This is a genomic window from Paraburkholderia sediminicola (assembly GCF_902859805.1).
GTDB lineage: Bacteria > Pseudomonadota > Gammaproteobacteria > Burkholderiales > Burkholderiaceae > Paraburkholderia > Paraburkholderia sediminicola.
Window position 1 is genome coordinate 641,780 of sequence record NZ_CADIKC010000003.1, and the last position, 14,276, is coordinate 656,055.

The 14,276-nt window shown below is 61.1% G+C and carries 10 protein-coding genes; 5 read left to right on the forward strand and 5 right to left on the reverse strand.

Annotated elements, in window-relative coordinates; all coding sequences use genetic code 11:
* Positions 1-16: 16 nt before the first annotated feature.
* The 3 genes from R8871_RS15350 to R8871_RS15360 form a co-directional block, all read right to left on the reverse strand.
* A complete protein-coding gene (locus R8871_RS15350; RefSeq protein WP_175051200.1) occupies positions 17-841 on the reverse strand; it encodes an ATP-binding cassette domain-containing protein in 825 nt (274 codons plus the stop codon).
* A gap of 13 nt (positions 842-854) precedes the next feature.
* Positions 855-2,030, reverse strand: a complete 1,176-nt coding sequence (locus R8871_RS15355) for an ABC transporter permease (RefSeq protein ID WP_175051201.1) — start codon at positions 2,028-2,030, stop codon at positions 855-857.
* A gap of 191 nt (positions 2,031-2,221) precedes the next feature.
* Positions 2,222-3,268, reverse strand: coding sequence for a sugar ABC transporter substrate-binding protein (locus R8871_RS15360; RefSeq protein WP_054042251.1), 1,047 nt, complete (start codon positions 3,266-3,268; stop codon positions 2,222-2,224).
* A 277-nt stretch (positions 3,269-3,545) separates the two neighbouring features.
* Here R8871_RS15360 and R8871_RS15365 point away from each other — a divergent pair, with 277 nt between their 5' ends.
* The 4 genes from R8871_RS15365 (at position 3,546) to R8871_RS15380 (ending at position 6,849) form a co-directional block, all read left to right on the forward strand.
* A complete protein-coding gene (locus R8871_RS15365) occupies positions 3,546-4,427 on the forward strand; it encodes a MurR/RpiR family transcriptional regulator (protein ID WP_175051202.1) in 882 nt (293 codons plus the stop codon).
* Positions 4,420-5,436: an inositol 2-dehydrogenase gene (iolG, locus tag R8871_RS15370; RefSeq protein WP_175051203.1), complete on the forward strand. Its 1,017-nt coding sequence runs from the start codon at positions 4,420-4,422 to the stop codon at positions 5,434-5,436. Before R8871_RS15365 ends, iolG begins: the two co-directional genes overlap by 8 nt.
* Entirely contained in the window at positions 5,436-6,476 is a 1,041-nt protein-coding gene (locus tag R8871_RS15375; RefSeq protein ID WP_175051204.1) for a Gfo/Idh/MocA family oxidoreductase, read from the forward strand. The genes iolG and R8871_RS15375 overlap by 1 nt, the downstream gene beginning before the upstream one ends.
* A gap of 145 nt (positions 6,477-6,621) precedes the next feature.
* Positions 6,622-6,849: a sulfurtransferase TusA family protein gene (locus R8871_RS15380; protein ID WP_025600552.1), complete on the forward strand. Its 228-nt coding sequence runs from the start codon at positions 6,622-6,624 to the stop codon at positions 6,847-6,849.
* Between the two features lie 134 nt (positions 6,850-6,983).
* Here R8871_RS15380 and galU read toward each other — a convergent pair whose 3' ends face one another.
* Positions 6,984-7,865: a UTP--glucose-1-phosphate uridylyltransferase GalU gene (gene galU / locus R8871_RS15385; RefSeq protein WP_054042256.1), complete on the reverse strand. Its 882-nt coding sequence runs from the start codon at positions 7,863-7,865 to the stop codon at positions 6,984-6,986.
* A gap of 72 nt (positions 7,866-7,937) precedes the next feature.
* Positions 7,938-10,817, reverse strand: coding sequence for a valine--tRNA ligase (locus tag R8871_RS15390; RefSeq protein ID WP_175051205.1), 2,880 nt, complete (start codon positions 10,815-10,817; stop codon positions 7,938-7,940).
* A 1,031-nt stretch (positions 10,818-11,848) separates the two neighbouring features.
* Between R8871_RS15390 and R8871_RS15395 the strand changes: the two genes are divergently transcribed.
* Positions 11,849-14,200, forward strand: a complete 2,352-nt coding sequence (locus tag R8871_RS15395) for a UvrD-helicase domain-containing protein (protein ID WP_175051206.1) — start codon at positions 11,849-11,851, stop codon at positions 14,198-14,200.
* Positions 14,201-14,276: the final 76 nt, after the last annotated feature.

Consider the following 14,276-nt stretch of genomic DNA (forward strand, 5'->3'; position numbering starts at 1 on the left):
AGCCCACGCGAATGAATCAGATCGTCGCGCCGTCGAGTTCGCCGATCATCTTCTGCATTTCGGCGCCGCCGGCCATCATGTCGAGTACTTCGTCCTTGCTGATGGTGTCCTTCGTGAACGTGCCGAGCGATTTGCCGCGATTGAGCAACGTGAACGAATCGCCGATCGGATACGCGTGGTGCACGTTGTGCGTGATGAAAATCACCGAGATCCCTTTCGCGCGCGCCGTGTGGATCAACTTCAGCACGTTGAAGCTCTGCTTGACGCCGAGCGCGGCAGTCGGCTCGTCGAGAATCAGCACGCGTGCGCCGAAGTGAATCGCCCGCGCAATCGCGAGACATTGCTTCTCGCCACCAGACATCGTTCCGATCGGTTGATGCGGATCGCGCACGTTGATGCCCATTTCGGCGAGCTTGTCGCGTGCGGTGATGGCGCTGGTTTCAAGGTCCATCACGTTGATGAAACCGAACAGTTTCTTCTGAGGCTCGCGGCCCATGAAGAAATTGCGCGCAACCGAGAGCAGAGGCACCAGCGCCAGATCCTGATAGACGGTGGCGATGCCGAGATCGAGCGCATCTTTCGGCGATTCGAACAGCACCGGCTTGCCGTCCACCAGATATTGACCGGAGGAGGGGCGATGCACGCCGGCGAGCGTCTTGATCAATGTCGATTTACCCGCGCCGTTGTCGCCGAGCAGGCAATGCACTTCGCCGCGCTTCAGACGCAAGGTCACGCCGCTTAGCGCGATCACCTGGCCGAAGTACTTGCTGACGTCTTCGAGTGCGAGGATCACGTCGTCCTGCGGCTTGGCCGCGGTGTTCACGGTATTCGTATCGGACATGGTCGTCTCCTCGTTACGATTGCGCGACGCGGCGGCGCACGTAGTGATTGAACAGCACGGCGATCAGCAGCATCACGCCGAGGAACACGCGGAACCAGTCGGAATCCACATTCGTATAGGTGATGCCGATCTGCACGACGCCGAAGATCAGTGCGCCGAAGCAGGCGCCGATCACCGAGCCGTAGCCGCCGGTTAGCAGCGTGCCACCGATCACCGCTGCGATGATGGCTTCGAATTCGGCTTGTAACCCGCGGTCGGCAGCGGCCGAGCCGATGTCGCACACTTGCAGCACGGCGAACAGACACGCGCAGAACGCGGTCAGCACGAACAGCGAAATCTTTACGCGCCGCACCGGCACGCCGACGTTCTTCGCCGCGTTGGCGTCGCCGCCAACCGCGAAAATCCAGTTGCCGAAGCGGGTCTTGGCGAGGGTGAATGCACAGACTGCGGCCAGCGCAAACCACCAGAGCAGCACTTTCGGAATACCCGGCACGAGCGGATTGCCGTTATCGAGCATTTTCACGACGCCGATGTGGCCGAGCCAGACGAACAGGCCTTTGAACGCGACACCCTGGAAGAGGGTATGGGCGAGCCAGTCGTGAGCGGCGACGTCGCCCACGCCGGAGATGATCGTGCGGTCGGCGAACATGACCGACAGGGCCAGCGTGAGCCCGCGCAGGATGAACAGGAACGCCAGTGTCACGATGAATGACGGCAGTCGCGTGCGCATCACCAGATAGCCATTGAGCGCGCCGAGCAGCATCGATCCGGCGAATGCAAACACGATCGACAAGGCAATCGGCCAGTGGAAATACATCGTGGGCAGCGCGACCATCATGCCCGAGAAGCCGATCATCGAACCGATCGACAGATCGAATTCACCAGCGATCATCAGCAGGCACGCGCCGACCGCAATCAGGCCGAGATACGCGGCCACTTGCGACCAGTTCATCACGCCGTCGAGGTTGAACATGCCGGAGTTGCCGGCCGCAATCCCAAACACGAGGAACACCATCACGGTGCCGGCGAGGGCGGCGAATTCCGGACGGTTCAGCAGATGCCGGAACCACGATTCCTGGCGTACGCGCTCATCGGCCGCCGAGGGCGCACCGCCGGACGTTGACGTCGTCGCGGTGTTCGAAGGGGGCTGCTTGCGGGGATGAGGGTGGAAGGGGTTGGCTACGCCCATTGAAGCTCTCCTTGATGCGCCCGGCTTTTCGCAGTCATCGAAGGACTGCAATCGGACCGCATGGCGCGTAATGCACGTAAAACGTGGTGAATGCAGGCGTGGGGCGGCCTGGCCGGTTGCGGCCGGCCGCGTCCACTTTACTCATACCTGCCGGAACGGTTCTCCCGTGTCCGTACGTCCAGCGAAATGCGTTAGCGGTACTGCCCTGCGTACTTGACCACCTTGTCGATATTGGCCTTGGTGATGAAACCCGGGCCGGAACCGATATTGCGCGGTCCATAGGCGGGTTGCAGGCCGTACGTGGTGAGACGTTGCTGGAACTTCGGATTGGCCTGCAGGATCTGGCGGATCTTCGCCGGATCTGTGGTGTGTTCCTTCTTCACGATGGCCAGCACGGCAACCGGGATATAGCCCTGCAGGTAGGGTTGCTGGTCGATGGCGAACTGGATCGTGCCGTCCTGGATGCCCTTGGCGATGTCATTGTCGAAGTCGAATGTCGCGAACCAGACCTTGCCGGCGAGGCCCATTTGCTGCAGCGCCTTCATCGTCGGCGCGGCCGAGAGCGGACCGAGCGTGAGCACCGCCTGGGTGTTCGGATGATTGCGCAGATACGCGCTCACTTTCGATTGCACACCGGTCGGGTCCTGGCCCGCGTCGAGCGTGGAGGACTTGAAGTCGACGCCGATTGCCTCGGCAAAGCCGCGGCAGCGTTCGAACGAAGCCGGGTTGGTCGCGTAGTGGTTCACGCACAGGAACGACTTGATGCCCGCTGCTTTCGCCTTTTGGCCCGCCGCCTTGCCCGCGGCATATTCAGGCTGACCGACGTGCATGATCGCGCCGAGCTGCGCGCTTTGCTCCTCAGTGCCGGAATTGATCGTGACGAGCGGGATGTGTTTCTCGGTGACCTTGGCGAGCGAACTCTTGAGCACGTCGAAGTCGGCGATGGAAACGATCACGCCGTCGTAGTTGCGCGCGGCAGCCTGTTCGACCAGACGTGCCATATCGGCGATGTCGCCGTTCGGCGGATTGCGGTAGTCGGTCTCGACGTTGAAATCTTCGTCGGCCTGTTTGATGGCGTTCTTGATGGTGTTCCACCACGAATCCGAATCCGGCGCGTGGCTGATCAACACGAAGTGAGCGTCAGCCGCGCGGGCGGCCGACGCCGCACCGAATCCCGTCGCCAACGTCAATGCCGCCACCAGAATCCTGAGCGTAGCCTTGCCCTTGCAAAGTCTCATTGTCTCCACCTTTCTCGGTCTGTCGTTATTGAAGGGAGCGTCTGGCGGGCGGCTTTCCGATTGCGTGCGTTGCGGCAGACGTCAGCCGATGCACCATCGCTCACGACCAAGATTAGGCCATCTTCCGAAGCGTTGCAATGAAAATTTCATGACAAATAAAAATGGAAAATACATTCCATTTGACAGGGCGCCTGCCTATAATCGGCAGCGTCAGGATGCTGTGTGGCGCGCGCTGGAAGCGTCTTCTGCACTGCAATAAAGCAACGAAGAGAGAGCCATGGCGGAAGAGAGCACCGAAGACTTGCCGAGCGTCGAAGAATTGATGCAGCGCATCGCGGAAAACTACGAGGCGCTGCCGCGGCAATTGAAGAATGTGGCGACGTATATCGAGCAGCATCGCTCGAGCGTGATGGTGGATCGCACCAGCGATATCGCCGCGAGTTGCGGCGTGCATCCGTCCGCGGTGGTGCGTTTTGCACAGCGCTTCGGCTTTTCCGGCTTCTCCGATCTGCAGGCGGTGTTTCGTCAGGCGTACACGGGGCAGGGCACGTCCTCGCCGAGTTATCAGCAGCGAATTCGCAAGCTGATCGACGAGAAGCCTGGCGCGTTGTCCGGCGGCTCTGTTGCACGCGAATTCATTGCGGCCTCGCGCGGCGGTCTCGAAGAGCTTGAAGCCGGCCTCGACGACCAGCAGTTCGACGCCGCCGTGAAGATGCTGCAGCAGGCCGACAACATTTACGTGATCGGCGTGCGTCGTTCGTTTCCGGTGGCGAGCTACATCGTCTACGCGTTGCAGCACACGCCGAAGCGCGTGCATCTGGTGTCCGGTTTCGGCGGCATGTACCGCGAACAGATTCGCAGCGTGAAGAAGGGCGACGTGGTGATCGCGATCAGCTTCGCACCGTATGGCAAGGAAACGCAGTACTGCCTGCGCGTGGCGCATCACCATCAGGCGAAGACATTGGTTATTACGGATAGCCAACTATCTCCGTTGTCGCGTTATGCAACCACCCAACTGTATGTGAAAGAGGGCAGCGCGTTTGCGTTCCGCTCGCTGACCAGCACGATCTGTTTGTGCCAGGCGTTGTTTATCGCGCTCGCGTACAAGCTCGAACTGAACGTGGAAGAATCCAAAGAGACTGGAGGATACGATGACTGAGGCGGTAAAGACGATCGACGTAGCAGTATTCGGTGCGGGACGTATCGGCAAGATTCATGCGGCGAATCTTGCGCGGCAACCGGGCGTGAGGCTCAAGTATGTGGTCGATGTGAATCGCGAGGCGGCTGCAGCGCTCGCCGCCGAACATGGCGCGCAGGTGGCGGATATCGACGGCGCGATGGGCGATGCGTCGATCGGCGCGACGGTGATCTGTTCGAGCACGGACACGCACGCGGATCTGATCATGAAATCAGCCGCGCAGAAGAAGCATGTGTTCTGCGAGAAGCCTGTCGATCTGACTTTGGAACGTGCGCGTGCCTGCGCCGAAGCGGTGGAGCGCGCGGGCGTGGTTTGCATGATTGGTTTTCAGCGCCGCTTCGATCCGACCTTTTCCGCGTTGAAAGCGCGCATCGATGCGGGCGAAATCGGCACGCCGGAAATGCTGGTGGTGACGAGCCGCGATCCGGGTGCGCCGCCGGTCGAGTACATCAAGCACTCGGGCGGTATTTTCAAGGACATGCTGATTCACGACTTCGACATCTTCCGCTGGATTCTCGACGACGAAGCCGACACGCTGCATGCCACCGGTAGTTGCCTGTCCGATCCGGCGATTGCCGAAGCAGGCGATATCGATTCGACCGCGGTGACGATTCGCACGAAAAAGGGCCGCCTGTGCCAGATCAATACCGCGCGGCGTGCGGCCTATGGTTACGATCAGCGTTTCGAAGTGCTCGGCAGCAGCGGCATGCTGCAGGCGGGGAATGTGCGGCCCACCGAGGTCACTGCGTATTCGAAAACCGAAGTATCGAGCGACGTGCCCGAGGCGTTTTTCCTCGAGCGCTATCGTGCGGCGTACGCCCTGGAAATCGCGCATTTCTTCGATGCGGTGACGCACGGCAAGCCGGTGCGAACCACCGTCGCCGACGGCCTGAAAGCGCTCGAACTGGCAGATGCTGCAACGCGCTCGTGGCGCGAGGGTCGCGCGGTGAAACTCGGGGAGGCATTGTGATGCAGGCGACGACTGGGCGGCTTCGTTTGGGTGTGGTCGGGTTGGGGCGGTTGGGCAAACGGCACGCGGAAAATCTGGCGTATCGCGTGCCGGGGGCATCGCTCGTGGCCGCTTGCAGTCCGCTGGAAGAGGAGCGGGCGTGGGCGCGCGAGACGTTGCCCGAACCGCGCCTCTACGCCGATTATGCGGACCTGCTCGCCGATCGCGACGTGGATGCGGTGTGGCTCGTCACGCCCTCGTCCTTGCATGCGCAGCAGATTATCGATGCGTTGCGTGCAGGCAAACACGTGTTCTGCGAGAAGCCGCTGTCGCTGGATCTAGCGGAGTGTGAGCGCGTATTGGCTGAGGCCGCGCGCTATCCGCATTTGCAGGCCACCATCGGGTTCATGCGGCGTTTCGATCCGAGCTATAAGGATGCGTTCGACAAGATCGAAGCAGGCAAGATCGGCCGACCGTTTCTGGTGCGCTCGCAAACCACCGACAAAAACGACGTTGATGGTTTCTTCGTGCGTTTCTCTGAAACATCGGGTGGCATTTTTCTGGACTGCACAGTGCACGACATCGACGTCGCGCGGTGGCTGCTCGGTAAGCCGCGCGCCAAGCGCGTGTTCGCGGCGGGCGCGGTCGCTTTACACGAGGGCTTGCGGGAATTCGGCGACGTCGATAACGGCGTGGCGATCTGCGAATTCGAGGACGGCAAGCTCGCTATGTTCTATGCGTCGCGCACGCAAGCCCACGGTAACGACACGCATAGTGAGGTGATTGGCACGGCCGGCGCGCTGGCGATTGGCCACAATCCGCGTGCAAATCGCGTCGACATCTACGACGCCACGGGCATCCGCAACGAATGCACGCCGAACTTTTTCGATCGCTTCGAGGATGCGTTTTTGCATGAGGCGCGCGCCTTCGTGGCGGCGGTGCAGGGCGGCGCCGCGTCGAATGCGCAAGCAGGCGCCACGCTGGCCGACGCGCTCGAAGCGACGCGAATCGGCATGGCGTTGCGGCAGTCGCTGCAGAGCGGGGAGGCGGTCACGTTATAGCGCTCAAGGCGCCAAAGCGCCGCCGGATTGCGATATTCGACATGACAGCGTCACTTCCGGCGGCTAAACGACACCTGCTGTAGAATTTGACCCTCTGTCCGGCGTCGCTTACGACGCCTCATCCCGAAGGTCATCGTCGATGCAAATTCAGGTTCACAAGGAAGTCGATGCGCGCGGGCTGATGTGCCCGCTGCCCATCTTGCGCGCCAAGAAGGCGCTCGCCGACATGGAAAGCGGCCAGATTCTCAAGGTGCTCGCCACCGATCCCGGTTCGCAGCGCGATTTCGCCGCATTTGCGAAGCAAACCGGCAACGAAATCGTCGAAAGCTCAGCGCACGACAAGGTTTTCACGTTTTTGATGAAGCGCCGCTGAAACGCAAACAGAAATACCAAACAAAAGGCGCTGTGCCCGCGATTGCGGGGCACAGCGCCTTTTTTACGTCTGACTCGGATGCTTATTGCGAGAGGCTAACAGCGCAAATGGGCTCTGCGCGGCTGTCCCGTTGCTCAGCCTTCCAACACCGGCGAACGGGTACGCAGATATTCTTCGAAATCGGCTGCGACTTCCGGGTGACGCAGCGCGAACTCGACCGTCGCCTTCAGATAACCCAGCTTGCTGCCGCAGTCGAAACGCGTGCCGTGATACTTGTACGCCAGCACCTGTTCATCGGCGAGCAATGACTGAATCGCGTCGGTCAGCTGCAATTCGCCGCCTGCGCCGGGCTTCAGCGCGCGCAGATGTTCGAAAATACGCGGCTTCAGCACATAACGGCCCACCACGCCGAGATTCGAGGGCGCGACGTCCGGTTCCGGCTTTTCGACGATCCCCGACATCTTGATGATCGAGTCTTCCCACTCCTTGCCGTCGACGATACCGTACGATTTCGTCTCCGAGTGCGGGATCTCTTCCACGCCGATCACCGAGCTGTGATAGTGGTCGAACACCTCGATCATCTGCGTCATGACGGGTGGCTTACCGTACAGCAAGTCGTCCGCGAGGATGACGGCGAACGGGTTGTCGCCCACCAGCTTTTCGGCGCACATCACTGCGTGGCCAAGACCCAGCGCTTCCGGCTGACGCACGTAGAAACAGTCCACATGGCTCGGTTTGATGCTGCGCACCAATTCCAGCAACTTGTCTTTGCCACGGGCCTGGAGTTCGGCCTCGATTTCGTATGACTTATCGAAATGGTCCTCGATCGCACGCTTGCTGCGGCCCGTCACGAAGATCATTTCGGTGATGCCGGCCGCCATTGCCTCTTCCACCGCGTATTGAATCAGCGGCTTGTCGACGATCGGCAGCATCTCCTTCGGGCTTGCCTTCGTGGCAGGGAGGAACCGGGTGCCAAGACCTGCTACCGGAAAAACCGCTTTTGTAACTTTTAGCATGTGATTACCCTGAATCCTCTGGTTTAGCTTTGCGCCCTGTCAGCCCGCAACGGGGCGGACAAGGCGCGTCGATCAGGCCGGCAAACGCGCCAGTTGGGCTTTCAGCTTGCCGATAGTGGTTTCGAATTCTGCCAGCCTTTTCTGCTCCTGCTCAACGACTGCCGGTGGCGCCTTCGCCACAAAGCTTTCATTCTGCAATTTGGCATTGCACTTGATGACTTCCGCGCCAAGCCGCGCAATCTCTTTCGACAGACGCTCGCGTTCCACCGCGACGTCGATTTCCACCTTCAGCACAAGCTTGTCATTCCCTACGATAGCAATTGGCGCGCCATCTGCCTGCGCGTCCAGCGTTGCCTCGTCGGCAATGATCTGCACCTCCGACAAACGGGCCAATGCCTGAGCGTACGGAGCGAAGGTTGCGAGGCGCTCCGCGTTGCCGGTAGCGAGCAACGGCACCTTGACCGCCGGCGACAGGTTCATCTCGCCACGCAGATTCCGGCACGCATCGATCACTGCTTTCAGGTCGGCCGCCCATTGCTCCGCGTCTTCATCGATCTTCGACGGCTCCGCAACGGGGTAGGGCTGCACCATGATGGACGCTTCGCCCTCGGCCTTGCCTTCGGGATAACGCCCAGCCAACGGCGCAACTTTTTGCCACAGCGCTTCGGTGATAAACGGAATCACCGGATGCGCGAGGCGCAACACCGTCTCGAGCACGCGCAGCAGCGTGCGGCGCGTTGCGCGCTGCTGGTTCGGCTGACCCGTCTGGATCTGAACCTTGGCGAGTTCGAGATACCAGTCACAGTATTCGTCCCATACGAACTTGTATAGGGCGTTGGCCACATTGTCAAAACGATAGTCGGCGAAACCCTTGGCGATTTCCGCTTCCACGCGCTGCAGGCGCGAGACGATCCAGCGATCGGCCGCCGAGAAATTCAGGTGGCCGTCCGGACCGCATTCGCCGCATTGCTCCGGCTTGCCGAAACCGCAATCGTGGCCTTCGCAGTTCATCAGCACGAAACGCGTGGCGTTCCACAGCTTGTTGCAGAAGTTGCGATAGCCTTCGCAGCGCGCGAGGTCGAAAATGACGTTGCGGCCGAGCGTGGCCATCGACGCCATCGTGAAGCGCAGCGCATCCGTGCCGAACGCCGGAATGCCGTCTGGGAATTCCTTGCGGGTTTTCTTTTCGATCGACGCAGCCTGTTTCGGATTCATCAGGCCGGTGGTGCGCTTGGCGACCAGCGCGTCGAGGTCGATGCCGTCGACGATATCGATCGGGTCGAGCGTATTGCCCTTGCTCTTCGACATCTTCTGGCCTTCGGCGTCGCGCACGAGACCGTGCACGTAGACCGTGTCGAACGGCACCTTGCCCGTGAAGTGCGTGGTCATCATGACCATGCGCGCGACCCAGAAGAAGATGATGTCGAAACCGGTGACCAGCACCGACGAGGGCATGAAGTGCTTCAGCTCCGGCGTCTCGGCAGGCCAGCCGAGTGACGAGAACGGCACCAGCGCCGACGAGAACCACGTGTCGAGCACGTCTTCATCGCGCTTGAGCGGGCCCGTGTAACCGGCTTCCGCAGCTTTCTCGCGCGCGCCTTCTTCGGTCTTGGCGACGAAGATTTCGCCGTTTTCGCCGTACCACGCCGGGATCTGATGGCCCCACCAGAGTTGGCGCGAGATACACCAGTCCTGGATGTTTTCGAGCCACTGGTAATACGTGGTGGACCAGTTTTCCGGCACAAATTTGATTTCGCCGCTGCGAACCACGTCGAGCGCCGTTTCGGCGATCGACTTGCCCGGATTGAAGGTGCCTTCCGGCGCCGGCTTGCTCATGGCGACGAACCATTGGTCCGTCAGCATCGGTTCGATCACGACGCCCGTGCGGTCGCCGCGCGGCACCATCAGCTTGTGCGGTTTGACCGATTCGAGCGCGCCGAGCGCTTCGAGGTCGGCCACGACCTCTTTGCGGGCCGCGAAACGGTCCTGGCCGCGATATTTTTCCGGCGCGTTTTCGTTGATTTTCGCGTCGAGCGTGAGGATCTCGATCATCGGCAGCTTGTGGCGCAGGCCGACCTGATAGTCGTTGAAATCGTGCGCGGGCGTGACCTTGACCACGCCGGTGCCGAATTCGCGGTCGACGTAGTCGTCGGCGATGATCGGCACTTCACGGCCGGAGAGCGGCAGGGTGACCGTTTTGCCGATCAGATGCGCATAGCGCTCGTCTTCCGGATGGACCATCACGGCGGTGTCGCCGAGCATGGTTTCCGGGCGCGTGGTGGCGACCGTCAGATGGCCTGAGCCGTCCGTGAGCGGGTACTGGATGTGCCAGAGATGGCCGTTTTCTTCTTCGCTGACCACTTCGAGGTCGGAGACGGCGGTGAGCAGCACCGGATCCCAGTTCACGAGGCGCTTGCCGCGGTAGATCAGGCCCTGTTCATACAGGCGTACGAACACATCGCGCACGGCGGTCGACATCTTGTCGTCCATCGTGAAGTACTCGCGCGACCAGTCGATCGACGCGCCGAGGCGGCGCACCTGATTCGTGATGGTCGAGCCGGATTCCTGCTTCCATTCCCAGACGCGTTCGGTGAACTTTTCGCGGCCGAGGTCATGACGGGAGACGCCTTTCGCATCCAGTTGGCGTTCGACGACGATTTGCGTGGCGATACCCGCGTGGTCCGTGCCCGGCACCCAGAGCGTGTTTTCGCCGAGCATGCGGTGATAGCGCGTGAGGCCGTCCATGATCGTCTGGTTGAACGCGTGGCCCATGTGGAGGGTGCCGGTGACGTTCGGCGGCGGCAACTGGATCGAGAAGTCTTTCTTGTTTTCGTCGAAGGTGGCCTTCGCGTAGGCGCGCTTTTCCCATTCGGGGCCCCAGTGGGCCTCGATGGTGTGGGGCTCGAAGCTTTTGGCAAGCGTGGAGGTCGGGTCGCTCGGGGTCTCGCTCATTTCTGTCCGTCTGCTGGTGGATGCAAAGAATGCTCGATTATAAGCGGCGCTGCAGGTGGGGGCCCTAACGGGCGGTTGTTGGGTGGGTTTTTTGGTTTTTGCGGTGGTATTTGGGGTTTCTCCTTGTTCTGGGGTTGGTGCCTTTCCTTGTTCTGGCTTTTGTGCCTTTCCTTGCTTTGTTAGTGGTCTATTAGCGTTGCCCCTGTGCGGGGCGGCACTTACTTTCTTTGCCGCCGCAAAGAAAGATAAGCAAAGAAAGCGGCTCAAACCGCTAATGCTAAGCGGGCACCGTGGTCTGCTGCAGGTAGTGGTCCGACTGGAATCCGTGTTCTCGCACATTCCACGTTAGTGACAAAGGACTCATCCGCTCCCACTCCGCACTACGTGCGTCGCGGACGGGTTTGCATGGGAAACCACGGGCTTCGTTTTTGCGCAGCGGGGGGCCGTCGGCTTCGCCTCGGCGAGGCGCCTCAGCACTCTCCGGGGAAGCCCGCCTCAAATGATATGTCGGTGTACTGCAATCACCGTCCCGGTCACGTCACAGTCGCGGCTGCGGCTGCGGCTGCGGCTGCCGTAGGCGGTTGCAGTTGCCGCTCCAAATACAATCACGGTGGCGGCGCAATGACGAGCCACGGTCCAGTGGCGAGACGCGAGCGCAAAAACGCAGCGGATGGTCTTAAGAAGTACTCTTCGGCGCGCGCAGCGTCGCCGGAAGTATGACGCCCTTGTCACTGGCGTATGCCGGGGCACGAACCCAGATTCCAGATGCACCACTACCCATAGCAGACCACGGGCCCCGCTTAGCATTAGCGGTTTGAGCCGCTTTCTTTTGCCTACTTTTCTTTGCGGCAAGCAAAGAAAAGTAGGTGCCGCCCCGCACAGGGGCAACACTAATAGACCACTAACAATGCAAGGAAAGGCCAAAGCCCTAAGAACACAGACAACAAGCGCCGCGAAGGCAAAAACCCCCAAAAAAACCCTAACCCCGGAGGGGCATATAATGTCGAACGCCCTCGCCGTCCTCCCAAAAAATGCCCGATCTGCTAGCCAATCTAAACCCCGAACAACACGCCGCCGTCACGCTCCCCAACGAGCCCGCACTCATCCTTGCCGGCGCGGGCAGCGGCAAAACCCGCGTCCTCATCACGCGCATCGCGTGGCTCATCCAGCACGGTCTGGCGTCGCCCGCCACCATCCTCGCGGTGACCTTCACCAACAAGGCAGCCCGCGAAATGATGGCGCGCCTGCAGGCGCTCCTGCCCATCGACACGCGTGGCATGTGGATCGGCACCTTCCACGGCCTCTGTAACCGCATGCTCCGCGCGCACCATCGCGACGCCGGCCTGCCCGCCACTTTCCAGATCCTCGATACCGCGGACCAGCTCTCCGCGATCAAGCGTCTGATGAAGGGCCTCAACATCGACGATGAAAAGTACCCGGCGAAAAATCTCCAGTACTTCATCAACAATTCCAAAGAACAAGGCCTGCGCCCGAAAGACGTCGACGCGACCGATAACTTCAACCGCAAATTCGTCGAGCTCTACGAAGCCTACGACCAGCAATGCCAGCGCGAAGGCGTCGTCGACTTTCCGGAACTGCTGCTGCGTTGCTTTGAACTGCTCGCGCACAATCCGCCGCTGCGCGCTCACTATCAGGCGCGTTTCAGGCACATTCTCGTCGACGAGTTTCAGGACACCAACAAGCTGCAATATGCGTGGCTGAAGATGCTGGCCGGGCAGACCAACTCGATCTTCGCGGTCGGCGACGACGATCAGTCGATCTACGCGTTTCGCGGCGCGAACGTCGGCAACATGCGCGACTTCGAACACGAGTTCAACGTCCGGCACATGATCAAGCTCGAGCAGAACTATCGCTCGCACGGCCATATTCTCGACGCGGCCAATCAACTGATCGCCAATAACTCGCGGCGTCTGGGCAAGAATCTGCGGACCGATGCGGGGCACGGCGAACCGGTGCGCGTCTATGAGTCCGCTACCGATACGCAGGAAGCCGGCTGGATCGTCGAGGAAATCAAGGCGCTGATCAGCACCGGCACCTCGCGCAGCGAAGTCGCGATCCTGTATCGCAGCAACGCGCAGTCGCGCACGATCGAACACACGCTGGTCAATGCGGGCATCGCGTATCGCGTGTACGGCGGTCTGCGCTTTTTCGAGCGTCAGGAAGTCAAGCACGCGCTCGCCTATCTGCGCCTGATCGACAATCCGAACGACGACACCGCGTTCGCCCGCGTCGTCAATTTCCCCACGCGCGGCATCGGCGCACGCTCGATCGAGCAGCTTGCCGACGCGGCGCGTCTGTACAACTGTTCGATGGCCGCGGCGATTCCGTATGTCGCGGGTAAGGCGGGGTCGAGTCTTGCGAGTTTCGCGAACCTGATCGGCAGGATGCGCGCGGAAACGCAGCAGATGAGCCTGCCGGAAACGGTCGAATACGTGGTCCGCACGAGCGGTCTCACGGAGTTCTATCAGAACGAACGCGAAGGTCAGGACCGGCTGGAGAACTTGCAGGAACTGGTCAACGCGGCCGCTGCTTTCGTCAGCGAAGAAGGCTACGGCATGGATACGCCGGCGCGCTCGATTCCGCTGCGCCCGGGCGCGACCACGGCGCCCGAACTGGCTGTCGCCACGGATGATCCGAATACCGTCGTGCTGGACGCGCCGGGCATTGCCGATCCGGCGCAAAACCCGGACACGATGACGCCGCTCGCCGGTTTCCTGTCGCACGCATCGCTGGAAGCGGGCGACAACCAGGCGCAAGCCGGTCAGGAAGCCGTGCAGTTGATGACAGTGCACGCGGCCAAGGGGCTCGAGTTCACGGCGGTGTTCATCACCGGGCTCGAAGAAGGGCTGTTCCCGCATGAAAACAGCGCGATGGAATCGGATGGTCTGGAAGAAGAGCGCCGCCTGATGTATGTGGCGATCACGCGGGCCAAGGAGCGTTTGTATCTGTCGTTTGCGCAGAGCCGGATGCTGCACGGCCAGACGCGCTACAACATCCGCTCGCGTTTCTTCGACGAACTGCCGCAGGAAACCCTCAAATGGCTCACGCCGAAGGTCGAGGCGGGTGCGCGTTGGGGCGGGCGTTCGGACAACGCCGGTTATGGTCGCGACTGGTTCGCGCGGCCGGGTTACACGGGCCCTGCGTCGTCGACGCCGGCGCCGTTGCCGGCCTTCGCAAACGAACAGCGTGCGGCTGAAACGGGTTTCCGTATTGGTCAGCAGGTGTTCCACACCAAGTTCGGGGAAGGCACGATTACGGCGCTGGAAGGCGGTGGCACGGATGCCAAGGCCCAGGTCAAATTCAAGCGGCATGGCGAGAAGTGGTTGGCACTCGCGGTCGCTAAATTGCAGGCGGTCGAATGAGCACGAGCGGGATACACGGGGCAGGGGCGGACGGCGCGGGCGCGACCATGTCAGGCTCGGCTGCCGTCGGCGCAGC

Coding starts and splice junctions, on each gene's coding strand:
- R8871_RS15390 (WP_175051205.1), bottom strand. CDS start 10,817: ATGAGCGAGACCCCGAGCGACCCGACCTCCACGCTTGCCAAAAGCTTC.
- galU (WP_054042256.1), bottom strand. CDS start 7,865: ATGCTAAAAGTTACAAAAGCGGTTTTTCCGGTAGCAGGTCTTGGCACC.
- R8871_RS15360 (WP_054042251.1), bottom strand. CDS start 3,268: ATGAGACTTTGCAAGGGCAAGGCTACGCTCAGGATTCTGGTGGCGGCA.
- R8871_RS15350 (WP_175051200.1), bottom strand. CDS start 841: ATGTCCGATACGAATACCGTGAACACCGCGGCCAAGCCGCAGGACGAC.
- R8871_RS15355 (WP_175051201.1), bottom strand. CDS start 2,030: ATGGGCGTAGCCAACCCCTTCCACCCTCATCCCCGCAAGCAGCCCCCT.
- R8871_RS15395 (WP_175051206.1), top strand. CDS start 11,849: ATGCCCGATCTGCTAGCCAATCTAAACCCCGAACAACACGCCGCCGTC.
- R8871_RS15375 (WP_175051204.1), top strand. CDS start 5,436: ATGCAGGCGACGACTGGGCGGCTTCGTTTGGGTGTGGTCGGGTTGGGG.
- R8871_RS15365 (WP_175051202.1), top strand. CDS start 3,546: ATGGCGGAAGAGAGCACCGAAGACTTGCCGAGCGTCGAAGAATTGATG.
- iolG (WP_175051203.1), top strand. CDS start 4,420: ATGACTGAGGCGGTAAAGACGATCGACGTAGCAGTATTCGGTGCGGGA.